Genomic DNA, 22,048 nt, shown 5'->3' on the forward strand with positions numbered 1-22,048 from the left:
CGGGCCCTCGTCCGAGGGCCCGGCGTTCCTCATGATCAGGTCAGTTGGTGGTGCGGCGCATCGCGTCGCTGATCTTCTCGGCGGCGGACGTGACGGGGGCGGCGTGGAGGCGTCCGGGGGTGCGGGTCAGGCGCTCCAGGGGGCCGGACACGGAGACGGCGGCGATCACGCGCCCGCCCGCGCCGCGGATCGGGGCGGAGACGGACCCGACGCCCTGCTCGCGCTCGCCGACGCTCTGCGCCCAGCCGCGCCGCCGGACCTGGGCCAGCGTCGTGGCCTCGAACTTCGCGCCGCGCAGGCCGCGGTGCAGGCGGTCCGGCTCCTCCCAGGCGAGGAGGATCTGCGCGGCCGAACCGGCGGTCATCGGGAGGGCCGCGCCGACCGGGATGGTGTCGCGCAGGCCGCTGGAGCGCTCGGCCGCGGCCACGCAGACCCGGACGTCGCCCTGGCGGCGGAACAGTGAGGCGCTCTCGCCGGTCATGTCGCGCAGCTGCGCCAGGACGGGCTGGGCGATCGCGAGCAGCCGGTCCTCACCGGCCGCGACGGCCAGCTCGGCGAGCCGTGGCCCGAGGATGAACCGGCCCTGGGTGTCGCGGTGGACGAGCCGGTGGTGCTCCAGCGCGACGGCGAGCCGGTGGGCGGTCGGCCGGGCCAGACCGGTGGTCTGGACGAGCTGGGCGAGGGAGGCCGGCCCGGCTTCCAGGGCGTTCAGAACGAGTACCGCTTTGTCGAGAACGCCGACTCCGCTAGAGTTGTCCATGTCTTGATATTGCCGTCTCGCGATGTGAGATGCAAATCAGGCGGGACAAGGTCGCCGGGCGCATGGGCGCGCCCGGCAGGACGACAGGTGAGGTGGAGCGATGGGCCGCACATTGGCCGACAAGGTGTACGACGCGCACGTCGTGCGACGTGCCGAGGGCGAACCGGATCTGCTCTACATCGACCTCCACCTCGTCCACGAGGTGACCAGCCCGCAGGCGTTCGACGGCCTGCGGATGGCGGGCCGACCCGTCCGGCGCCCGGATCTGACGATCGCGACCGAGGACCACAACGTCCCGACGACCGACCTGCTCGCGCCGATCGCCGACCCGGTGTCCCGGACGCAGGTGGAGACGCTGCGGAAGAACTGCGCCGAGTTCGGCGTCCGGCTGCACCCGATGGGCGACGACGGGCAGGGCATCGTCCACGTCATCGGCCCGCAGCTCGGCCTGACCCAGCCCGGCATGACGGTCGTGTGCGGGGACTCGCACACCTCCACGCACGGCGCGTTCGGGGCGCTGGCCCACGGCATCGGGACGAGCGAGGTCGAGCACGTCCTCGCCACGCAGACGTTGCCGCAGGTCAAGCCCAAGATGATGGCCGTGACCGTGAACGGCTCGCTGCCGGACGGCGTGACCGCCAAGGACCTGATCCTGGCGATCATCGCCGAGATCGGCACCGGCGGCGGCCAGGGCCACATCATCGAGTACCGCGGCCGGGCGATCCGCGAGCTGTCGATGGAGGGCCGGATGACGGTCTGCAACATGTCCATCGAGGCGGGCGCCCGCGCGGGCATGATCGCCCCGGACGAGACGACGTTCGCCTACCTCAAGGGCCGTCCGCACGCGCCCGAGGGCGAGGCGTGGGACGAGGCCGTCGCGTACTGGACGTCCCTGCGCACCGACGACGACGCCGTGTTCGACAAGGAGGTCGTCATCGACGCCTCCGCACTGACCCCGTTCGTCACCTGGGGCACCAACCCCGGCCAGGGCCTCCCCCTGGGCGATTCCGTGCCGGACCCGGCGGCCATCGCCGACCCGACCGAGCGCCAGGCCGCCGAGCGCGCCCTCCACTACATGGGCCTGACCGCCGGGACGCCGCTGCGCGACATCGCCGTGGACACGGTCTTCGTCGGCTCCTGCACCAACGGCCGCATCGAGGACCTGCGCGCCGTCGCGGACGTCCTCTCCGGGCGCAGGGTCGCCGAGGGCGTCCGCATGCTGGTCGTCCCCGGCTCGATGGAGGTCAAGAAGCAGGCCGAGGCCGAGGGCCTGAACGCCGTGATCACGGCGGCGGGCGCCGAGTGGCGCGAGGCGGGCTGCTCGATGTGCCTGGCGATGAACCCCGACAAGCTCACGCCCGGCGAGCGCAGCGCGTCCACGTCCAACCGCAACTTCGAGGGACGGCAGGGACCCGGCGGCCGCACCCACCTGGTGAGCCCCGCCGTCGCCGCCGCCACCGCCGTCACCGGCCGCCTGGCCGCGCCCGCCGACCTGTAAGGAAGTCGAAGGACCATGGAGAAGTTCGTCACGCACACCGGGCGCGCGGTCCCGCTGCGCCGCAGCAACGTCGACACCGACCAGATCATCCCGGCCGTCTGGCTCAAGCAGGTCAGCCGCACCGGATTCGACAAGGGCCTGTTCTCGTCCTGGCGCGAGGACCCCGGGTTCGTGCTGAACAAGCCCGAGTACGAGGGCGCGTCCGTTCTGGTCGCCGGGCCTGACTTCGGCACCGGGTCGTCCCGCGAACACGCCGTCTGGGCCCTCCAGCAGTACGGGTTCCGGGTCGTGATCGCGCCGCGCTTCGGCGACATCTTCCGGAACAACTCCACCAAGATGGGCCTGCTGCCGGTCGTCCTGCCCGCCGAGACCGTCGAGGCGATCCAGGAGCGCGCCGAGCGCGACCCCCGCGCCGAGATCGTCGTGGACCTGGAGAACCGCCAGGTCAGGGCCGGGGACGTCGTCGCGTCCTTCGAGATCGACGACTACACCCGCTGGCGGCTCCTGGAGGGCCTGGACGACATCGGCCTGACCCTGCGCCACGCCGACGCGATCACCGCGTTCGAGGAGCGCCGCCCGGCGCTGCTGCCCACCACGTCCTGACGGCCCTGCCCTGAGGGTTCTGCCCGTCCCTGACCTGCGGCGTCGCCGTCTTTCGGCACCCCGCGCACACGAGCCTGCCCCCGCACCGACGACAATTCGTGGTGTGCGGGGAGCAGGCCGGACGTGTTCGCGAAGGGGGCCGAGCGTGGCAGGAGGCCCGCGATGAGCGGCGATCCGTGGGACGGACCCGCCTGGGACGACCCGGAGCTGACCCGGCTCGCCGAGCGTCTCCGGGAGGCGCACCGGCGGGTCGCGCCGCTGCCCGCCGACGACCGGCGGCGGCTCATCCGGCAGCTCCTGGCGATCACCGATCTGGCCAAACGTGACGCTGACCTGGCCGCCCGCAGGCTGGACGCCTTCCTTTCGGGACGTGTCGCCGATTTCTCGTCTTCCCCCGAAGCCCGCTAGCGTTCGCCGTGGCCGGATCCGGTCCGGCGCCCGCGCGAGACGGGGGCGAGACCGACCAAAACGCCTGCGACACGGGAACTCTCGCGTTCAGGTGATTGTGTCGGTGCCATGCCTCCCATAGTTTCGTTCGGGCAAGGGGGGAACCAGAGGAGTAACCCATGAACAAGCGTGAGCTGGTAGACGCCATCTCCGATCGGCTCGGCAGCAAGAAGGCCGCCGCTGAGGCCGTCGACGCGATCCTGGAGACGATCCAGACCACGGTCGCCAAGGGCGACAAGGTCGCGATCACCGGTTTCGGTTCGTTCGAGAAGGCCGACCGGCCTGCCCGCACGGCCCGGAACCCCGCAACGGGCAAGACCATCGAGGTTCCCGCGACGTCGGTGCCGAAGTTCAAGGCCGGCGCCGACTTCAAGAACCTGGTGGCCGGGAAGAAGTAAGGCGCCCGTGGCGTCCGACGGCGCCCGGTTCCGCTCCGGCGGGGCCGGGCGTCAACGTGTGTCCGGGCCTTCGCGCCGGATGTTCTAGGGCAGGGGGAACGTGGACAGGGTGATCGCGGTGACGCGGCCGTCCGGCCCGACCGCGAGGTTCACCCGCTGGCCGAGGCGCAGCAGCCGCAGGCCGCCCCGGTCGAACGCCTCGGCGTCGAAGCCCAGCTCGGACCCGTCGTCCAGCAGGACGCCGCCGGAGCGGGTCTCCGGGTCGTAGTCGCGCACGGTCGCCTGCATGGCCCCGACCCTACTGCCCGCCCCCTCGAAGCGTCCCGGCAAGCGGCCAACATGGTGTTCCGCTTGGCGGCCGCCGCAGCGTCTTGGTCAGCGGCCGACGCGGGTTCCGGCTAGCGGCCGGTCACCGGTTCGGGCAGGAGGGCCGCGACGGCCGCCGTCCGGGGGCCGACGCCCAGTTCCAGCGCGGCCCGCAGGTCGGCGGGCGTGTCGACGTCCCGCCGGACGCTGTCGATGCCCGGGACGAGCAGCTCGCGGGCGCCCCGGGCGCGGTGCGCGGTGCGCGAGTCGCCGCCGAACGCCGGGGCGAACGGCACGCCCGGACGGGCCGTGTAGAGCGTGGTGCCGACGCGGGCCGTGTCCGGGACGAACGCCTCGGCCGCCTCGGACGCCGCGTCCAGCGCGAGGGCGAGCTCTGCCGGGCGCAGGGCGGGAAGATCCGCGGAGAGCGCGCCGACGCCCGTGTCCGGGTGCAGCTCGCGGCCCCTTCCGGCGCCGTGGACCAGGGCCGGGTTGAGACCGGCGTCCGGTTCGTCCGGGACGACGGTCGCGCCCAGCGCGGACAGCTCGGCGGCGGGCAGGGGGTCGTCGGTGACGACGATCACAGCGCGGACCCGGTCGCAGGCGAGCGCCGCCGCGACCGTGTCGCCCGCCACCGCGAGCGCGAGGGCCTCGCGGTGCCGGCCCGCGCCGTCCGCCATCCGGGTCTTCGCCCTGGCCAGCACCTTGACCGGGACGACCAGGGTCCAGCCGGGGCGGGGCACGGCACGTTCTGCTGTAGACATGGCCATTCGACTTTATGCGCTCGCAACCGCGACACTTGAGGACACCCCGCGTTCATCCCGGCGCGGGGTCCGTACGAGGAGGGACGGGAATGGGGCACCGCTATTCGCCCGGCTGGCGCAAGCTGACCATCGTCATCCTTCGCCCGATGCTGTTCGGGCTGCTCAAGAGGGACTGGCGGGGCCGGGGGAACGTGCCGGGCGAGGGCGGCGTGATCATCGCCGCGAACCACATCTCCGAGTCCGACCCGCTCGCGCTCGCGCACTTCGTGTACGAGTCCGGTCGCTACCCGGTGTACCTCGCCAAGTCCACCCTGTTCGACGTCCCGATCGTCAAGACCGTCTTCCGCGGGACGGGCCAGATCCCCGTCTACCGCGACCGCTCCGACGCCTCCCTCGCCCTGCGGGACGCCGAGGAGGCCCTCCGCGACGGTGAGTGCCTGATGTTCTACCCCGAGGGCAGCTGCACCCGCGACCCCGAGCTGTGGCCGATGACCGGCCAGACCGGCGTGGCGCGGATGGCGCTGAAGACGGGCGCGAAGGTCGTCCCGGTGGCGAACTGGGGCGCGCACGAGCTGCTCCCGTACAAGAAGGGCGAGCCGACCGGGCTGCGCGGACGCCTGAAGAAGGGCTTCCACCCCTTCCCGCGCAAGACCATGCACGTGCTCGCCGGGCCGCCCGTGGACTTGTCGAAGTACGAGGGCCAGGAGCTCACCAAGGACGTCCTGCACGCCGCGACCGACGAGATCATGCGCCAGATCACCGACCTTCTCGGCGAGCTGCGCGGCGAGAGCCCCCCGGCCGAGCTCTACGATCACCACAAGGTCCTGGAGGAGCGCCGCCGGGCCGCCGGGCGGAGGCCGGACGCGGGTCCCGGCACCGGCGAGGCGGCGCACGCGGCCGGGACGTCGGAGACCGCGGAGCGGGAGGGCGGCAAGTGACCATCCGCTGCGCCGTGCTCGGCGCCGGGTCGTGGGGGACCGTCGTCGCCAAGCTGATGTGCGACGCGGGCAGCGAGGTGACCCTTTGGGGACGCCGCGCGGAGATCGTCGACGCGATCAACGAGCGGCACGAGAACCCGGACTACCTGCCCGGGATCCCCCTTCCCGGGGAGCTGCGCGCCACCACCGACGCCGCCGAGGCGCTCGCCGGGGCGGACGTCGTCGGGATCGCGGTCCCCGCGCAGACGCTGCGCGCCAACCTCGCCGCCTGGGCCCCGTTCCTCCCGCCGGACGCGCTGCTGGTCAGCCTGATGAAGGGCGTCGAGCTCGGCACCACCAAGCGGATGACCGAGGTGATCGCCGAGGTCGCGGGCGCGCCGCTCGAGCGCGTCGCGGTGTTCTCCGGCCCGAACCTGGCCCGCGAGCTGGCCGTCGGCGAGCCCGGCGCGGCCGTCGCCGCCTGCCTGGACATGGCGGGCGCCGAACGGCTCCAGGCCGCGACGATGACCCCGTACTTCCGCACCTACACCTCCACCGACGTGATCGGCGTGGAGCTCGGCGGCGCGGTGAAGAACGTGATCGCGCTGTGCGTCGGGATGGCCGTCGGGCTCGGCTTCGGCGACAACACCAAGGCCGTGCTGATGACGCGCGGGCTCGCCGAGATCGCCCGGCTGGGCGCGTCCCTCGGCGCGGACGAGCACACCTTCGCGGGCCTCGCCGGGATGGGCGACCTGGTGGCGTCCTGCTCGTCGCCGCTGGCCCGGAACCGGACGTTCGGCGAGAACCTGGGCCGCGGCATGACGCCGGAGCAGGTCATCGCGGTGACCAAGCAGACCGCCGAGGGCGTCAAGTCGTCCAAGGCGGTGCTGGAGCTGGCGCGCAAGAACCACGTGGAGATGCCGATCACCGAGGAGGTGGTCGCGGTCATCCACGAGGGCAAGCCGGTCAAGGAGGCGGGCCTCGCGCTGATCACCCGGTCACCGAAACCCGAGCGTTACGGCGTGACACCGAAGCAGGATTAGTACTGTCCGTGACACACTGGAGGCGATGCGTAGTACCTCCAGTGTCCGGCAGGGTGAGAACACCCGCGCCGCGCACCTGCCGCAGCCGGCCGTCCCGCAGCAGGCCCCGGTCGGCGCGCCCGTGTGGCGCACGGCCGGTTTCGCCTACGCGGGCGCGGCCGAGCACGCCGAGCTGACCGCGTCGGAGACCGCGGGCCCGGTCGACAACCCGTCGGCGCTGGCGTTCGCGTCCGGCGTCGCCGCGCTGGAAGGCGCGAACCTGGACGGCCCGGTCGTCGCCGAGGCGTTCCCGTCGGGGGCCGCGGCCGTCACGGGCGTCCTGCTGGCCTGCGCGACGTCCGGGATGCACGTCGTGGCGCCCGCCGGGGTCCACGGGCCGGTGCGCTCGATCCTGACCGGGCTGCTCGCCCGGCTCGGCGTGGAGACGACGTTCGCCGAGCCGGGCGAGACGGCCGCGGCGATGCGCCCGGCGACACGGCTCGTCTGGGCGGAGACGCTCTCCGATCCCGACCTCCTCGTGGCCGAGCTGCCGCGGCTCGCCGGGATCGCGCACGCGCACGGCGCGCTGCTCGCGGTCGACTCGTCCCGGACGACGCCGGTGGTGTGCCGTCCGCTGGAACACGGCGCCGACCTCGTGGTGCACGACGCGTCCGGGAGCCTGGGCGGTCATGGCGACGCGTCCGGCGGGGTGGTCGCCGGGGGCGCGCACGTGATGACGGTCGTCCGGCGCGTCCGGGTGGAGACGGGCGCGTCGCTCGCCCCGGACGAGGCGTTCCTGCTGCGGCGCGGCCTGGAGACGCTGCCCCTGCGCGTGCGGCGGCAGTGCGACACGGCGAGCGCCGCCCTGGCCAAGCATCCGGCCGTCCGGACCGTGGCGTATCCGGGCCTTCTAGGGCATCCCGGGCATGAGACGGCGCGCCGCCTGTTCGATGCCGGACCGGAGGGCACACGGTTCGGGGGAGTGGTGACGGTCACCCCGCACGGCGGGCTCGCCGCCGGGCAGGCGCTGGTGGACGCCGTCCGACTGGCCCTGGTCGCGGGCGCGGACGGCGGCGTCCGGACGACCGTCGCGCACGCCGCGACGTTCACGCCCGGCGCCGACCCGGCCGCCGTCCGGTTCACCGTCGGCCTGGAGGACGCCGCCGACCTCGTCCGCGACGTCGGCCGGGCCCTCGACACGGCCGCGCGCGTCACCGGCCGCGAGACCGGCGCCGTCCGCGACCCCGCCGCCTACGACCATGCCGCCTACGACCATGCCGTTCGCGATCATGTCGCCGGGACGCCGGACGTGGTCGTCCCGTCGCAGGAGCGCGCCTCCGGAACGATCACGGGCGTGGCCGATACCGCCTGATCACCGGTAGGGTCGGACACCATGTCCCAGGTTTCTCGCAAGATCCGTGTGGCGGTGGTGTTCGGCGGGCGCAGCTCCGAGCACGCCATCTCCGCCGTCACCGCGGGCGCGGTGATGGCCGCGATCGACCGCGACCGCTACGAGGTCGTCCCGGTCGGCATCGCCCGTGACGGCAGGTGGGTTCTCCCCCCGGCGGATCTCGACCTGGCGATCACCGAGGGCCGGCTGCCCGAGGTGGGCACCGAGGGCAGCGCGCTCGCGCTCCCGTTCGACCCCGACTCGCGCGGCCTGCTGGTCGTCGAGCCGGGCGAGGTCCCGCGCGCGCTCGGCGACGTCGACGTCGTCCTGCCGCTGCTGCACGGCCCCTACGGCGAGGACGGCACGCTCCAGGGCCTGCTCGAACTCGCGGGCGTCCGGTACGTCGGCGCGGGCGTGCTCGCGAGCGCGGTCGGGCAGGACAAGGGCTTCATGAAGCTGGTCTGGCAGGCGCAGGGCCTGCCGGTCGGCCCGTACGTGACGATGACCGACCGCGAGTGGCGGCGCGAGCGCAAGCGCAAGCTGGACGAGATCGCCGAGCTGGGCCTGCCGGTGTTCGTCAAGCCCGCCCGCGCCGGATCCAGCATGGGCATCACCCGGGTGACCGACGCGGCCGACATCGAGGCCGCGATCGAGACGGCCCGCGAGCACGACCCGAAGGTGATCGTCGAGGCCCAGATCGACGGGCGCGAGATCGAGTGCGGCGTCCTGCAGGGCATCGGCGACGAGCCGGCCGAGGCCAGCGTCCCCGCCGAGATCCGGATGGCGAACCAGCACGACTTCTACGACTTCGAGACCAAGTACCTCGACGGCTCGACGTCCCTGTCCATCCCGCCGGAGCTGCCCGCCGACGCGATCGACGAGGTCCGCCGCATCGCCGTCCGCGCCTTCGAGGCGCTCGACTGCGAGGGCCTGGCCCGCGTCGACTTCTTCCACACCACCGACGGCCGCTGGGTCCTGAACGAGATCAACACCATGCCGGGCTTCACCCCGACGTCGGCGTTCCCGCAGATGTGGGCCGCGACCGGGCTGGACTACCCGTCCCTGGTCGACCGACTCATCCAGACCGCCCTCACGCGTGAGGTCGGTCTCCGCTAGGGCCCTCGGCGGCCCGGCGTTTCTCCCGCTTGGCGATGAGGGTGTCGGTCTGGACCGCGAGCCGGGAGCCGAGTGGCCAGCCGATGTAGTGGGTCAGGAAGATGGCGGTCTCGCGGAGTTCGTCCGGGGTGAGGTCGCCGCTCTCCAAGGCGGCGGGGATCTGGATGTCCAGGACGTCGTTGAGGCCCTGACCGGCGAGCATGCCGATGAGGAGGAGGCGCCGGTCGCGCAGGGACAGGCCGGGGCGCGTCCAGATGTCGCCGAAGAGGTGGTCGACGGTGATGCCGAAGAAGTCGCCCGGCGCGTCCCCGACGTCCCAGCCGTAGACCTCGCGCATCTTGGCCAGGCCACGGGCGCGGCGCTCATCCATCCTGGTCCTCCTGGGGCAGGCCGAGGCCGGTGGCGAAGCGGGCCAGGGCGAGGCGGGCGAGCGGGGTGTCGACGTCCAGGTCGGCGGCGAGTTCGAGGGCGAAGGTGAGGTCCTTCTCGCCGAGCGCGCGGACGTGGTCGAGGATCGGGCGCAGCGGGTCGTCGTCGGCGAGGGGCGCGGTCGTGGGACGCAACATGATGGAGCCCGCGCCGCCGGTGACGGCGTCCGTGTGCCGGACGATCCGGGCGAGCTTCCGCAGCGACACGCCCGACGCCTCGGCGAGGCGCTGCGCCTCGGCGGCGGCCGTGAACGCGGTGAAATGCAGCAGGTTGCGGGCCAGTTTCGTGCGGGTGCCCGCGCCGACGGGGCCCATGTGCAGGACGAGGTCCGCCCACGCCCCGAACGGTTCGCGGCAGGCGTCGAACGCCTCGTCCGAGCCGCCGACCATGACGGCGAGGGTGCCGCCGGCCGCGCCCATGAAACCGCCGCTGACCGGGGCGTCCACGACGTGGACGGGGCCGGAGCGCGCGGCGAGGTCCGCGGCGGTGCGGGCGCGGATGGTGGAGTGGATCGCCAGGACGGCGCCCGGCCGCATGGCGGGGAGGGCCTCGGCGGCGACCTCGGTCACCTGCGCGTCGTCCCGGACCATGATCGAGACGAGGTCGGACCCGGCGGCCAGTTCGGCGATGCCGGACGTGGCGCGCGCGCCGTCCTCGACGAGGGGCGCGAGAGCCTCGGGGCGGGTGTCGTAGACGAGGAGACCCTGCTTGACCAGGTGTTTCGCCATGGGCGCGCCCATCTGGCCGAGCCCGACGAAGCCGACCGTCATGCGCGGAACACCTCGCCGCCGTCCACGTTGATGATCTGCCCGGTGATCCAGCGCGCCTCGTCGGAGAGGAGGAACAGGCACATTCCGGTCAGGTCCTCGGGGGTGCCCATGCGCTTGAGCGCGAGCCTGTCGCGGACGATCTTCTGCACCATGTTCCCCGGGACGACCGTCCGGTTCGCCTCGGTGTCGGTCGGGCCGGGCGCGATCGCGTTGACGCGGATGTTCATCGAGCCGAGTTCGTGCGCGAGCTGCTGCGTCATGCCGTTCACGCCGACCTTCGCGAGGCCGTAGAAGCCGGAGTACTGCCAGGCGGCCGTGGACGACTGGTTCACGATCGCGCCGCCGCCGCGCGCCTGCATGTGCGGGATGACGGCGCGGGCGCAGAGCAGAGCGCCGTCCATGTTCACCGCCATGAAGCGCTTGTAGTAGTCCCAGTCGACCGTGAAAAGGAAGTCGAGCCGCATCGTCCCGAAGATCGCGGCGTTGTTGACGAGCAGGTCGACGCCGCCGAGGCGCTCGGCCGTGGTGTCCGCCAAGGACTGGACGGACGCCGGGTCCGACACGTCCGCGTGGACGAACAGGCCCTTGATCTCGTCCGCGACGTCCTGGCCGGTGTCGTTCACGTCGGCGACGACGACCGACGCGCCCTCGGCGGCGAGCGCCCGCGCGTACGCCGCGCCGATCCCGCCCGCCGCGCCCGTGACGATCGCGACCTTTCCCTCGAACCGTCCCATCGTCACGCCCCTTCGGCGATCGCCTTGGTCTCCAGGTACTCCTCGAACCCGGCCACGCCCATCTCGCGGCCGATTCCGGACTGCTTGTAACCGCCGAACGGGACGTCCGCGCCGTACCAGACGCCGCCGTTCACGCTGACCGTCCCGGTGCGGAGCCGCGCCGCGACCGCGTTCGCCCGCTCCGGGCTCCCGTGCACCGCGCCGGACAGCCCGTACGGCGAGTCGTTCGCGATCCGGACGGCGTCGTCGTCCCCGTCGTGCGGCAGCAGCACGAGCACCGGGCCGAAGATCTCCTCGCGGGCGGTGCGGGAGTCGTTGCTCAGGCCCGTGACCAGCGTCGGCTCGATCCAGAAGCCGTCCCGCCGGTCGGCCGGGCGGCCCCCTCCGCAGGCGAACGCGCCGCCCTCGTCGAGCGCGAGCCGCAGGAACGCCTCCACCCGGTCGCGCTGCCCCGCCGAGATCAGCGGGCCGCAGATCGTCCCGTCGTCGGACGGGTCGCCGGGCCCGAGCCTGGTCAGCGTCTTCGCCATGATCGCGGCGGCCTCGTCGTAGCGGTCGCGTGGGACGAGGACGCGCGTGGTGAGCGCGCAGCCCTGCCCGGCGTGCGTGACGCCCGCGAACGCCGCGTACGAGCAGGCCGCCTTGAGGTCCGCGTCGTCCAGGACGATGAACGCGGACTTGCCGCCGAGCTCCAGGAACACCCGCTTCAACGTCGTCGCGGCGGACGCCATGACGGCCCGCCCGGTGCCGGTCGACCCGGTGAACGAGACCAGGTCCACGCGGTCGTCCGCGGCGAGCAGCGCGCCGATCCCGTGGTCGGACGACGTGACCACGTTGAGCACACCGGGCGGAAGGTCGGTCTCGTTCGCCGCGAGGACACCGAGCGCGGCCGCGCACCAGGGCGTGTCCGGCGCGGGCTTCAGCACGACCGTGTTCCCGGCCGCCAGCGCCGGGCCGGCCTTCGCGAGGTTGATCTGGTGCGGGAAGTTCCACGGCGTGATCGCCGCGACGATCCCCGCCGGCTCCCGGACGATCCGCCGGTGCGACGCCATGCCCATCGGCTCGGCGCGTCCGAGGTCGGTCTCCCACGCGTAGGACTCGGCGAGGTCGGCGAACCAGCCGAGGTCCGCGACCGGGGCGTCGAGCTGCGCGCCGAACGTCAGGAAGCGCGGCGCGCCCACTTCGCTGATGGTCAGTTCGCGGAGTTCGTCGGAGTGGGCTTGCAGGGCGTCCCGGAGTTGCCGCAGGCAGTGGGCCCGGAACGTCACGTCGGACGACCAGCCGGTCTCGTCGAACGCGCGCCGCGCGGCGGTCAGCGCCTGGTCGAGATCGGCGGCCGTGGCGTCGGCGGCCTGGCCGATGACCTGGCCCGTCGCGGGGTCGACGGTGTCGAACACGCCGCCGGAGCCGGGGACGAGACGGCCGTCCAGGAGGAGGGGAGAGGGAGTGTTGCCGAACAAGCGATCGGTTGTTCTGGACACCTGTCCAGACTACATTTCCGACCATGACCGAACGCAAGTACCGCACGGACTATTCGGGCGACTTCGACCCCGGCTTCCGTTTCGAGGACCTGTCGCACGCGGCGCTCGTCCGACTCGTCCGCGAGTACGCGCTGATCGTCCACCTGCTCGACCGCTCCTGCCTGACCGCCGTCGGACTCCGCTACGGACAGGAGGCCGTCGAGCAGATCGCCATCGAGGAGTGGAAGGGCGCCAGCCCCGTCTACACACGGCGCATCCGCGAGATCATGCGGATCGAGGGCGACGGCGTCTCGGCCATTTTCAAGGTACTCCAGCTCGACCCGGGGTTCGCCCAGCACTACATGGACGTCGAGTACGAGCTGGTCGACGAGCGGCACGGCTTCTTCCAGCTCCGCTCCTGCGGCGCGCTGCTCGACGTCGAGCCGTTCGGCGAACGGTCCGTCACGGGCATGTGCCACACCATCGAGGACGGCACGTTCGACATCACCGCGCAGGCCGTGAACCCGAAGGCGCGCGTCCGGCCCGTCCACCGGCCGCCCCGGAACCCCGCCGGACGCGTCCCGCACTGCCGCTGGGAGGTCGTCATCGACGACGACACCGAGACGCTGCCCGAGGCCGACATCACCCGCATGACCCGCGGCACCACCGCGGCCCGCCACCGCTTCCCCGCGATGCGGGACGGCACTCCTCACCTTCCCGGGTGACGTGCCTCACCTGAGCGACACGTTGTCACGGCCGGACGCCCGGGGTACCTTTCTGGACAGTTCGTCAATAAGAGTCACAGCCTCGCCGGAGCCGCCCATGACCGCCCAGCTCGGGGAGCCGGACAACCTCGTTCTCCAGGCCCGCGACGTGCGCTTCGACTGGTCCGCGGTGCCGCTGCACTGGATCCCGCGCGACCCCGTCGCGACCCACCTCGTCAACGTGCTGCACATGCTGCTCCCCGCCGGCGAGGAGTGGTTCGTGCGGGTGTTCAAGGAGGCCGTCCCGCTCGTCCGCGACGACCGCCTGCGCGAGGACGTCCTCGGCTTCATCGGCCAGGAGGCCATGCACGCCGCGTCCCACGACGGCGTCCTCGACCACTTCGTCGACCAGGGCCTCGACGTCCGCCCGTTCGTCCGGCAGGCCGAGTTCTTCTTCGAGACCATGCTCGGCGACCGCGGCCTCACCGGCGACCGCCGCCGCGCCTGGCTCAACGAGCGGATCTCCCTCATCGCCGCCATCGAGCACTTCACCGGCGTCCTCGGCGACTGGATCCTCAACGCCGAGGCGCTCGACCGCGCCGGCGCCGACCCGATGATGCTCGACCTGCTGCGCTGGCACGGCGCCGAGGAGGTCGAACACCGGCACGTCGCGCACGAGCTGTTCATGCACCTCGACGGCCGCTACCCCGTCCGCGTCCGCGCCATGGCCGAGACGATCACCATGCTGACCTCCCTCTGGCAGCGCGGACACCGCTACCTCATGGCCGCCGACCCCATCGTCCAGGGACGCGTCAAGGGCGGCGTCCGGCACATGCGCCGCACCGGGGCCCAGGGGCTCACCCCCAGCGGCCGCATGGTCGGCGCGTCCATCGGACGCTACCTGCGCCGCGACTACAGCCCTCTCAACGAGGGCTCCACCGAGCAGGCCCTCGCCTACCTCGCCTCGTCCCCGGCCGCCCAGGCGGCCCTGCGATGACCCGCATGTCCTACCCCGCCGACCTGTACGGACGCCGGGACCGCGACCGGTTCTGGGTCGCGGTCAACACGTTCTTCACCAGCGTCCAGCGGGTGCGGATGCTGCGGTCGCCCGTCCTGCCGCCCGTCCGGGAGGTCGACCGGTCGGCGGACCTGGTCGTCCGGTCCGTCCGGAAGGTCGCCGAGGACGTCGTCGCGCTCACCCTCGCCGCCCCCGACGGCGGCGTCCTGCCCGCCTGGCACCCCGGCTGCCACCTCGACCTGCACCTGCCGTCCGGACGCCGCCGCCAGTACTCCCTGTGCGGCGACCCGTCCGACCGGCGCACCTACCGCATCGCCGTCCGCCGCCTCCCGGACGGCGGGGGCGGCTCGGTCGAGATCCACGACGAGGTCACCGAGGGCGACGTCCTCAAGATCCAGGGCCCCCGCAACGCGTTCCCCCTGATCCCCCGCGACCGCTACCTGTTCATCGCGGGCGGCATCGGCATCACCCCGATCCTCCCCATGGTCCAGGCCGCCCACCGGGCCGGAGCCGACTGGCGCCTCATCTACACCGGCCGCACCCGCGAGACCCTCCCCTTCCTGGACGAACTCGCGGGCCTCCCGTCCGCTCGCATCACCATCCGGACGGACGACACCGACGGCATCCCGACCAGCGCCGACCTCCTCGCCGACGCCACCCCCGGCACCGCCGTCCACGTCTGCGGCCCGGCCCCCATGATCGACACCATCCGCGCCGCCTTCCCGTCCGACGCGACCCTCCACTACGAACGCTTCGCCCCGGCCCCCGTCACCAACGGCCACCCGTTCGAGGTCGAACTGAAGCGCTCGGGCCGCGTCCTGCAGGTTCCCCCCACCCGCTCGGCCCTCGATGTCATCAAGGAAGAACAACCGGACGTCGCCTACTCCTGCCGTCAAGGCTTCTGCGGAACCTGCAAGGTCAGCGTCCTCTCCGGCGACGTCGACCAAAGAGCCCCGTCCGACCCGCCCGGCGACGACACCATGCTCATCTGCGTCTCCCGAGCCACCAAGGGCCGCCTCACCCTCGACCTCTGATTAATTCCGTTGCGCCGTTTCTGAAGCCTTGGCACTCTGATGAACGTCCGCAACGGACATGAAGCCCCGAGAGGAGAACCGGCCATGCTGAAGCTCTATCGACTGCCCAAGGCGTCGCTCGCCAGCACCGGCCGGTATCCCACTTCCTGACTCCGGCCCGCGCCCGGGTGACGCCGAGATTCCACCAACGCGCGCGGCTCTGGTCCAACAGGCAGAGACGTCGGCCTTAGGTGCCGAAGGTTCGGGGTTCGAATCCCCGGAGCCGCACGACGCCCTCGTAGTCCAATTGGCAGAGGCGTCCGGTTGAGGGCCGGGATGGTATGGGTTCGAATCCCATCGAGGGCACGCCAGGGGTGGCGCCGAAGCAGGAGAGTCGGGCCTGCCTGTAAAGCAGGTGCTCAGCGCTGAGTGGGTTCGAATCCCACCCACCCCACAAGGAATTCCGAATTCGCCCCGCCGCGGGCAGTCGTGATGGGATCGACTCCGTGCGTCCGACGAACTATGAGAACGACCTGCCGGCCAGGATGGAGCAGAACCTGGCCGAGCATGCCTGTCACCTGCACAGACAGCTCAAGGGCGCCACGGTCATGGAGACCGCCGACCTCCTGATCGCCGACAGCGGCCTCGATGACGACACCTTCAACATCGTCGCCATGGCCCGCTTCACCCCCGAGACCGCCCCGTCGCGGATCGCGGAGACGGTGACGACGCTGACCGCCACGGGCCGCCCGTTCTCCTGGTGGGTGGGGCCCGCCTCCACGCCGGAGAACCTGGAAGCCCACCTGTCGGCCGCCGGCCTCGTGGCCACGGAACAAGAAGCGGCCATGTGGGCCGACCTGAAGGACGATCTGCCCCGTCCGCACGTGGACGGCCTCGACATCCTCCCGGTGACCACATCCGCGCAGCTCACCGACTACGCCACGGTCCTCGCCGCCAACTGGGACCCGCCCGCCGAAACCGTACGCCGCTTCTTCGACATGGCCGCCCCACAAGCCCTGGCCCCCGACTGCAAGGCCCGCTACCTCGTCGGCTACGTGGACGACCGCCCGGTGTGCTCCGCCGAGGTCTTCGACCATGCGGGAGTCGCCGGGATCTACAACATCTCCACCCTGGCCACCCACCGCCGCCGCGGCTACGGCGGCGCCATCACCCTGGCAGCCCTCCACACCGCCCGCAGCCGGGGGCACAACATTGCGGTGCTCCAAGCATCATCCGACGGAGAACCCGTCTACCGCCGCCTGGGCTTCCACACCACCGCCCACTTCACCGAATACGCCATCACCTCCTGAACCACGCCGGTGCCGGGTGCCTACTCAGGCAGGGCCCAGGAGATTCCGCTGCGCGTGGAGAGCCACACACGCTGTGCTCCTGCGCGCGCTGTGAGCCCGAAGCTCGACCAGTCCGGACGGCCGAAGTCCTCCCACGACTGGTGCGCCGCCTCGACCAGGTCCCAGAGGGGACGGGGCCCGCCTTGCTCGACGCGACGCCGACCATGGTCGTCGGCAGGGTGGACCTCGGCCCAGGACCCATCGGACGCGGCAAGGCCGTAGAGCTGGAACCCGTCCTCGTGGGTGGCCCAGTAGGGAGAGGCATCGCCAAGCTGCAACTGCGCCAGGAAGGCGAACGCGGGGTCATCGAGGACGGCGGGCGCGAGCTCAGTCCCACGTATGACCTCGGCCTCGGGATAGTGAGGTTCGGCTGTGGGCTTGGCCGACCGTGCGGGCATGAATCCAGCCCATCTCGGTAGGTAGCGACCCGATGCTGTGCCGTCCTCGCCCACCTGGACGAGGACCATCGCTCCGCCAAGGCCGCCGGCGACATTGGCGAGGATGAGCCCGCCGGGCCTGGTCTGCTCGATCCAAGCAGGCGGAACGTTGGGGAACGCGCAGGTCCCGATGACGCGGTCATAAGGGGCGTTCGCAGGAAGTCCCTCGCGCCCGTCGGCGACCGCCAGCGTCGGCCGATGCCCGAGACCTGCGAGACGCTCCCGCGCACCGTCGACAAGCTGTTCGTCGATATCGACCGATGTGACGTTGCCCGAGCCGAGACGTTCGCTCAGAAGAGCGGCGTTGTAGCCGGTGCCGGTCCCCACCTCCAGCACGGTCATGCTGTCGGCGACATTCAGGGATTCCAAGAGTCGTGCCATGAGACCAGGTGCGGTGGACGAACTGGTCCACGCGCCGCTGCGGCTCCCGTTGGCGAGTGCGACCTCAACAGGCACCCCCCTGACCTGGGTGATCAGGGTCTCGTCGGAGTAGACACCGTCAAGCCACTGCTCACGCTGGCCAGGGTCGTCCCCACTGATCAGCGTGTATCGGACGCCGTCCGGCGCGTGTTCGTACCGGGCGTAATGCGGAACGAACAAATGCCGCGGAACCCGCGCGAAGACCCGCCTCCACGTGGGATCGGCGATATCGCCGCTCTCCCTGAGCCGATCAGCGAGCGCGGCGGCCCGACGTCTGACGTCTGCGGCGATGCCGGACCGGGTCATTGCTCTGCCCCTTCGAGTACGTCGGCGATGGCGGCAGCGATCGGCAGATCGCAGTGATGGGCCAGCCATCCCCACTCGCCATTGGGATTCAGGTCACCGAGAAAGAACCACTCGCCGCGCGGGTTGATGGCGAAGTCTGCCGCGCAGTAGACCAGGCCGAGCCGATCAAGGCATTCGCGTAGCCCGGCCCGCACCTCGTCGGGGACTGCCACGACCCGGTACCGGTGCGAGGCGTAGTCGGCGCGCCAGTCGATGCGTCCCTCAGGACTGTCGGTATGGATGGCAACGGCGAACATGTCATCGCCGACCACGGTGACCCGCACTTCGGCCTGCTTGGGGATCCACTCCTGGAAATAGTGCGCGGTCACGCGTATCGAGGGATCGCCGAGGGAGGTCAGGTCGGTGATCGGTGTCGCGTACAGGATGTGCGTCGACCCCGCCTCGGTATGCACCGATCCGGCGAGCGGCTTGTAGATGATCTCGACGCCTATGGCCTTCGCCCATGCGAGTGCCTGGTCGGGCGTGTTTCCGATGAAGGTGCGGGGGATGCGCAGACCGGCGGAGACAGCGGTCGACAGTTGAAGTGGCTTGTACTCCGCGGCGGCGGTACGCGTGGGGTTGTTGACCCAGGCGCAGTCGAGGGCATGCAGCACCCCACCGAACCCGAGACGCGCCTCGCCATAAGACCAAAGCTGTTCAGGCCTGGTCATTCCTTCGGGGAGTTCGAACTGCCCGGGGTGACGGAAGTAGACGCCGACGACATCTTCGAGTCGCGCTGAGTGGTGGTCTCCGATCAGTGTTCCCGACCAGATACCAGGTCCGCACTCAGCCGACAGCGCCAGCCGTTGCGGGAAGTCAGCGGCGTCGAAGCGCATGACCGAGACGCCGCGCCGGTCGAGTTCGTGCAGGACCCTGTCTGCGGTGCCGTCGTCCCGGTTGGTGATGACGAGAACGGTTGAGGCCATCGATGTCTAGTCCTTTGTCGTCTCTTCGGGGGACGGCTTGCTCCCATCCGGCGTTCCAGTCGTCTCCTTGGTGCCGCCTTTGTGCCTGAACACCGGGTTTCCCGTCGCGATCTCGACGGTGAGCTGCCGGACGGGGTCGTAGATCACCGACCCGTCGGGAGCGAGGGGACGGGTCCGGGGCTGCCGGATGAACCGCAAGCCCCACGGGCGGACGCCGGTGGTCGAGGGTGGTGCGGTGCTTTCGGCCTGTACTGAAGGCATCGGGTCGAGTGGGAACATGTCGCCGACCCTGGCGATCAGGCCACGAGACTCCCCGTCGGGTGAGCAGAGCAAGGTGTTGATCGGTTCCGGGTTCTTGAACATCACATCTCCTCGAAGTGATCGACTGTGCACGTTTCTCCTGGTAGTGCCGCTATCTCAGGTGGTGAGCGGAGACGGCCGACACTATGCCGCGAGGGAAATGCCCCGAAGGGCATTGGCGGTATGGGAGTTATGTTCGTCGGCGGAGGGTGCTTGAAGCCAGGAAACCGTGCATGGGGTGTGTGACGCCATGGTGAACTGGCGTCATTCACAGTTCACTCACCCTCACGGAAGAGGTGGGAAGGCCATGGGTGATAGCGGTCAGACGGCCCCGGTCGGCGAGTCGTTCGGCGCGGTGATCGAGCGGTGGAGGGTCAGACGTCGGATGACGAAGAAGGCACTCGCCGAGACGATGGGGCTGGATCGTTCGTACGTGTCGCATGTGGCGGCGGGAAGGCACGGCGCGTCAGCCTCTTTCGCACGAAAGGCGGAGGCCGTGCTGAACGCCGGGGGTGAGATCTGGCAGGCGTGGCAGGCCGCGCAACCGGTCCACCAGCGAACGCTGGATGCCGCGCGTGGGCCTGGCGGCTTGGTGGTCGAGCATGACCATGCCGAGCTCGGCTACGACGGGTCGACGTTCGTCGCGACGATGCGGCGCGTGATCACCAACACCGGCCCCGAGCCGGTCACCCGCTACCTGGTCCGTGTCAGTGTCGACCGGCACCCGGGCGATCCGGAGGCGTCGAACCGGCTGTACCGGCGGGCGCCTCTGACGCTGGACGAGCTGAACCCCCAAGCCTGGTGTGACGGCGAGCCGATGCGGCAGGTCGTGAAGTTCGACCGGGACTCGTTCAAGGAGATCTGGCTGAAGTTCGAGAACGACCAGGGTCGCTTCCCGCTGTACCCGGACGAGCGGGCCACCTTGGAGTACTCGTACCGGATCGGGGACGACAAATGGGGGCCGTGGTTCCAGCGCGCCATCCGACTGCCGACCATCGACCTGTCGGTGCGGCTGCGGTTTCCCACCGATCTCGATGCGATCGTGTGGGGTACCGAGACCTCGGAAACGGCCGAGGCGGTGCCTCTGCGTACTCCGATCAACCGGAGTCGCGAGGGCGACGCCGACCTGTTCGACTGGACTGCCACAGGTCCGCCGTTGAACGCTCGGTACCGGCTGGAATGGCGCTTCCGTAACCGGAATCAGGACGCTGAAGACCATCCTGACCTGCGGCTGGCCAGCGATCGGATGAAGACCGCCGGGATCGTCCAACAGGGTGATCCGATCCTGAACGCCGTGGCGGAGCGGTTCGACCTGCCCGCCGAGGCGGAGCAGGCCCGTGACCTGGTCGATCAGCTGTTCGCCGCTATGCAGCGCGTCCGGGAGCATCACGTGTTCGGCAAGGGCATGGGCTTGGCCGCGCCTCAGATCGGCGTCGGCCGCGCGGCCGCCGTCGTCCAGCCGCCGGGGGATGACGCCGACCCCATCGTCCTGCTCAACCCGCGCGTTGTGGACGCCTCACCCGACACGGACGAGCAGTACGAGGGGTGCCTGTCGTTCTTCGACGTCCGAGGCATGGTGCCCCGTCCACTGCGCCTCGAAGTCGAGCACACCACCGCGCATGGGCAGCGGACGATCACCGTGTTCGAGGACGCGCTCGCCCGCCTCGTCGCCCACGAGGTCGATCACCTGCACGGACACCTCTACCTGGACCGAATGCGCCCCGGCACCGAGCCGATCAGCGTCAGCGAGTACAAGGGAACCGGCAAGGCTTGGGGATACGAAGGCCCGCGCTAGGCGGCTAACCAGCCTTCGCAGCGTCCAGGACAGCGCCGAACCCGTCACGGGTCAGCACGAGCACCCCGCCGTCCGGCTTCTTGCTGTCCCGCAGCGCCACTCCGCCACCCGCACCGGCGACTTCGACGCAGTTGTCGCCTGCTTCGCTGCTGCGGGTGGCTATACGCCATGCGGAGCTCGGGATGGCTCCGACTTCGATGCAGTTCGAGCCGTCCTCCTTGCTCTTGGAAGCCTTGCGCCACATCACCTGACTCAGGTCCATCGCTCGTCAATCACCTTTCTGATGAGCGACCGCGTTTCCCGGATGTTCGAGGCTTCTGCCTGCAAGCGGGCGAACGTTTCGTTGAGCAGTGCCAGGTCGTCCGGGGCGGAAGAAGTCTCACCGCCGTATGCCTTCTCTGTGTAGCCTAGCTCCTTCTGATCAGCTTGTGATGCGACAGAGAAGGCGGCCCACAGGTTGCGGACGTAGATCACCGGCAGTACCTGGATGGTGATGTTGGGCCTGTGGGAAAGCTCGTAAAGGTATTCGAGCTGCTCCCGCATCGTTTGTTTGTTTCCGACCTCTCGGTAGAGAACAGCCTCGTCCATGACCGAGTGGATGGCGGGCGGGACGTCGCGTGACAAGACTTCTTGCCGCATCATCCTGGCTCTGACCTTGCTCTCGTCCTGGAGAAGCACGGTGGCGTACGCCTCTGTCTGGAAGAGGCCGTAGACGAGCCGGTCCTCGTATGAGCGGAGCATGCTAGCGGCGTCCTCGGCGCGAGGGAAGTTGCCGAACGAGGCCGGATATCGGGCTGCCTTGAACTCCTGAAGGAGGTCGTCCCAGGCTCGGATGATCTCGCCTGACGCGTGGAGTGCCTCGTCCAGGCGCTCGGCGTAGTCGCGGCGGCAGCGGGTGCGGCCGGTCTCCACGAGCGTGACGTAACTGCGTGACACGTTGGTGAGTTTGCCCAGCTCTTCCTGGTTGAGGTTCGCGGACAGACGGAAGCGCTTCACCCCTAGGCCGAAGTTGAGCAGCACCGGGTCGATCTTGCTCCGAGGCATTCCGATCACCATCCCGCGCGAATCAGTTAACAAATGTGAGCGTGTTGTTGGCGCTTGCCGACTGTCACGGAACGCTACGCCGC

General features: G+C 70.7%; 25 protein-coding genes and 3 tRNA genes. 16 read left to right on the forward strand and 12 right to left on the reverse strand.

Features of this window, described 5'->3' with window-relative positions:
- Positions 1–40: 40 nt before the first annotated feature.
- A complete protein-coding gene (locus EBO15_RS05650; RefSeq protein WP_122193234.1) occupies positions 41–760 on the reverse strand; it encodes an IclR family transcriptional regulator in 720 nt (239 codons plus the stop codon).
- Between the two features lie 100 nt (positions 761–860).
- On the opposite strand from EBO15_RS05650, the gene leuC reads away from it, so the two are divergent.
- The 4 genes from leuC (at position 861) to EBO15_RS05670 (ending at position 3,706) form a co-directional block, all read left to right on the forward strand.
- Positions 861–2,258 (forward strand): 3-isopropylmalate dehydratase large subunit, encoded by a 1,398-nt coding sequence (gene leuC, locus EBO15_RS05655; RefSeq protein WP_122193235.1) that lies wholly within the window; start codon positions 861–863, stop codon positions 2,256–2,258.
- A 15-nt stretch (positions 2,259–2,273) separates the two neighbouring features.
- Complete coding sequence (gene leuD, locus EBO15_RS05660) at positions 2,274–2,861, forward strand: 3-isopropylmalate dehydratase small subunit (protein WP_122193236.1); 588 nt, start codon at positions 2,274–2,276, stop codon at positions 2,859–2,861.
- A gap of 162 nt (positions 2,862–3,023) precedes the next feature.
- Positions 3,024–3,269, forward strand: coding sequence for an SCO5555 family protein (locus EBO15_RS05665; RefSeq protein ID WP_122193237.1), 246 nt, complete (start codon positions 3,024–3,026; stop codon positions 3,267–3,269).
- A gap of 158 nt (positions 3,270–3,427) precedes the next feature.
- The gene (locus tag EBO15_RS05670; protein WP_030164461.1) at positions 3,428–3,706 is read left to right on the forward strand and encodes an HU family DNA-binding protein; all 279 of its coding nucleotides are present in this window, start codon (positions 3,428–3,430) and stop codon (positions 3,704–3,706) included.
- An 84-nt stretch (positions 3,707–3,790) separates the two neighbouring features.
- Here EBO15_RS05670 and EBO15_RS05675 read toward each other — a convergent pair whose 3' ends face one another.
- Together EBO15_RS05675 and cofC are read right to left on the reverse strand one after the other, a co-directional pair.
- Entirely contained in the window at positions 3,791–3,994 is a 204-nt protein-coding gene (locus EBO15_RS05675) for a hypothetical protein (RefSeq protein WP_122193238.1), read from the reverse strand.
- Positions 3,995–4,104: 110 nt separating this feature from the next.
- Entirely contained in the window at positions 4,105–4,776 is a 672-nt protein-coding gene (gene cofC / locus EBO15_RS05680; protein ID WP_378239616.1) for a 2-phospho-L-lactate guanylyltransferase, read from the reverse strand.
- 89 nt (positions 4,777–4,865) lie between these two features.
- Between cofC and EBO15_RS05685 the strand changes: the two genes are divergently transcribed.
- The 4 genes from EBO15_RS05685 to EBO15_RS05700 are packed head-to-tail and all read left to right on the forward strand — an operon-like array spanning position 4,866 to position 9,221.
- On the forward strand, positions 4,866–5,714 hold the full coding sequence (locus EBO15_RS05685) for a lysophospholipid acyltransferase family protein (protein ID WP_122193240.1): 849 nt from the start codon (positions 4,866–4,868) through the stop codon (positions 5,712–5,714).
- Positions 5,711–6,736, forward strand: coding sequence for an NAD(P)H-dependent glycerol-3-phosphate dehydrogenase (locus EBO15_RS05690; protein WP_122193241.1), 1,026 nt, complete (start codon positions 5,711–5,713; stop codon positions 6,734–6,736). The genes EBO15_RS05685 and EBO15_RS05690 overlap by 4 nt, the downstream gene beginning before the upstream one ends.
- A gap of 25 nt (positions 6,737–6,761) precedes the next feature.
- On the forward strand, positions 6,762–8,087 hold the full coding sequence (locus EBO15_RS05695; protein ID WP_122193242.1) for a trans-sulfuration enzyme family protein: 1,326 nt from the start codon (positions 6,762–6,764) through the stop codon (positions 8,085–8,087).
- A 21-nt stretch (positions 8,088–8,108) separates the two neighbouring features.
- Complete coding sequence (locus EBO15_RS05700) at positions 8,109–9,221, forward strand: D-alanine--D-alanine ligase family protein (protein ID WP_122193243.1); 1,113 nt, start codon at positions 8,109–8,111, stop codon at positions 9,219–9,221.
- On the opposite strand, the gene EBO15_RS05705 is transcribed toward EBO15_RS05700, so the two are convergent.
- From EBO15_RS05705 to EBO15_RS05720, 4 genes are read right to left on the reverse strand one after another with little or no spacing between them, the layout of a single operon-like run.
- Positions 9,196–9,591, reverse strand: coding sequence for a carboxymuconolactone decarboxylase family protein (locus EBO15_RS05705; protein ID WP_122193244.1), 396 nt, complete (start codon positions 9,589–9,591; stop codon positions 9,196–9,198). The genes EBO15_RS05700 and EBO15_RS05705 overlap by 26 nt on opposite strands.
- Complete coding sequence (locus EBO15_RS05710) at positions 9,584–10,420, reverse strand: NAD(P)-dependent oxidoreductase (RefSeq protein WP_122193245.1); 837 nt, start codon at positions 10,418–10,420, stop codon at positions 9,584–9,586. The genes EBO15_RS05705 and EBO15_RS05710 overlap by 8 nt, the downstream gene beginning before the upstream one ends.
- The gene (locus tag EBO15_RS05715; protein WP_122193246.1) at positions 10,417–11,154 is read right to left on the reverse strand and encodes an SDR family oxidoreductase; all 738 of its coding nucleotides are present in this window, start codon (positions 11,152–11,154) and stop codon (positions 10,417–10,419) included. The genes EBO15_RS05710 and EBO15_RS05715 overlap by 4 nt, the downstream gene beginning before the upstream one ends.
- Positions 11,155–11,156: 2 nt before the next feature.
- Positions 11,157–12,635, reverse strand: coding sequence for an aldehyde dehydrogenase (locus EBO15_RS05720; protein WP_233615993.1), 1,479 nt, complete (start codon positions 12,633–12,635; stop codon positions 11,157–11,159).
- A gap of 23 nt (positions 12,636–12,658) precedes the next feature.
- Between EBO15_RS05720 and EBO15_RS05725 the strand changes: the two genes are divergently transcribed.
- The 7 genes from EBO15_RS05725 (at position 12,659) to EBO15_RS05755 (ending at position 16,659) form a co-directional block, all read left to right on the forward strand.
- Entirely contained in the window at positions 12,659–13,339 is a 681-nt protein-coding gene (locus EBO15_RS05725; RefSeq protein WP_122193248.1) for a hypothetical protein, read from the forward strand.
- Positions 13,340–13,436: 97 nt separating this feature from the next.
- Positions 13,437–14,315, forward strand: a complete 879-nt coding sequence (locus EBO15_RS05730) for a metal-dependent hydrolase (protein WP_122193249.1) — start codon at positions 13,437–13,439, stop codon at positions 14,313–14,315.
- Between the two features lie 5 nt (positions 14,316–14,320).
- Complete coding sequence (locus tag EBO15_RS05735; RefSeq protein ID WP_199744345.1) at positions 14,321–15,370, forward strand: PDR/VanB family oxidoreductase; 1,050 nt, start codon at positions 14,321–14,323, stop codon at positions 15,368–15,370.
- Between the two features lie 193 nt (positions 15,371–15,563).
- Positions 15,564–15,637, forward strand: a tRNA-Leu gene (locus EBO15_RS05740).
- A gap of 4 nt (positions 15,638–15,641) precedes the next feature.
- A tRNA-Leu gene (locus EBO15_RS05745) sits at positions 15,642–15,715 on the forward strand.
- A 5-nt stretch (positions 15,716–15,720) separates the two neighbouring features.
- Positions 15,721–15,803: transfer RNA gene (locus tag EBO15_RS05750), tRNA-Tyr, on the forward strand.
- A 52-nt stretch (positions 15,804–15,855) separates the two neighbouring features.
- Positions 15,856–16,659: a GNAT family N-acetyltransferase gene (locus tag EBO15_RS05755; RefSeq protein ID WP_233615995.1), complete on the forward strand. Its 804-nt coding sequence runs from the start codon at positions 15,856–15,858 to the stop codon at positions 16,657–16,659.
- Between the two features lie 20 nt (positions 16,660–16,679).
- On the opposite strand, the gene tgmC is transcribed toward EBO15_RS05755, so the two are convergent.
- From tgmC to tgmA, 3 genes are read right to left on the reverse strand one after another with little or no spacing between them, the layout of a single operon-like run.
- A complete protein-coding gene (gene tgmC, locus EBO15_RS05760) occupies positions 16,680–17,861 on the reverse strand; it encodes an ATP-grasp peptide maturase system methyltransferase (protein WP_122193251.1) in 1,182 nt (393 codons plus the stop codon).
- Positions 17,858–18,826, reverse strand: coding sequence for an ATP-grasp ribosomal peptide maturase (gene tgmB, locus EBO15_RS05765; protein WP_122193252.1), 969 nt, complete (start codon positions 18,824–18,826; stop codon positions 17,858–17,860). The genes tgmC and tgmB overlap by 4 nt, the downstream gene beginning before the upstream one ends.
- Before the next feature lie 6 nt (positions 18,827–18,832).
- Positions 18,833–19,189, reverse strand: coding sequence for a putative ATP-grasp-modified RiPP (gene tgmA, locus EBO15_RS05770; protein ID WP_122193253.1), 357 nt, complete (start codon positions 19,187–19,189; stop codon positions 18,833–18,835).
- A gap of 187 nt (positions 19,190–19,376) precedes the next feature.
- On the opposite strand from tgmA, the gene EBO15_RS05775 reads away from it, so the two are divergent.
- A complete protein-coding gene (locus tag EBO15_RS05775; protein WP_233615997.1) occupies positions 19,377–20,921 on the forward strand; it encodes a peptide deformylase in 1,545 nt (514 codons plus the stop codon).
- A 4-nt stretch (positions 20,922–20,925) separates the two neighbouring features.
- On the opposite strand, the gene EBO15_RS05780 is transcribed toward EBO15_RS05775, so the two are convergent.
- Both EBO15_RS05780 and EBO15_RS05785 read right to left on the reverse strand, forming a co-directional pair.
- Positions 20,926–21,183: a DUF397 domain-containing protein gene (locus tag EBO15_RS05780; protein ID WP_122193255.1), complete on the reverse strand. Its 258-nt coding sequence runs from the start codon at positions 21,181–21,183 to the stop codon at positions 20,926–20,928.
- Positions 21,174–21,941 (reverse strand): helix-turn-helix domain-containing protein, encoded by a 768-nt coding sequence (locus EBO15_RS05785; RefSeq protein WP_158628138.1) that lies wholly within the window; start codon positions 21,939–21,941, stop codon positions 21,174–21,176. Before EBO15_RS05785 ends, EBO15_RS05780 begins: the two co-directional genes overlap by 10 nt.
- Positions 21,942–22,048: the final 107 nt, after the last annotated feature.

It is taken from the genome of Actinomadura harenae (assembly GCF_003696215.1).
Classification (GTDB): domain Bacteria; phylum Actinomycetota; class Actinomycetes; order Streptosporangiales; family Streptosporangiaceae; genus Spirillospora; species Spirillospora harenae.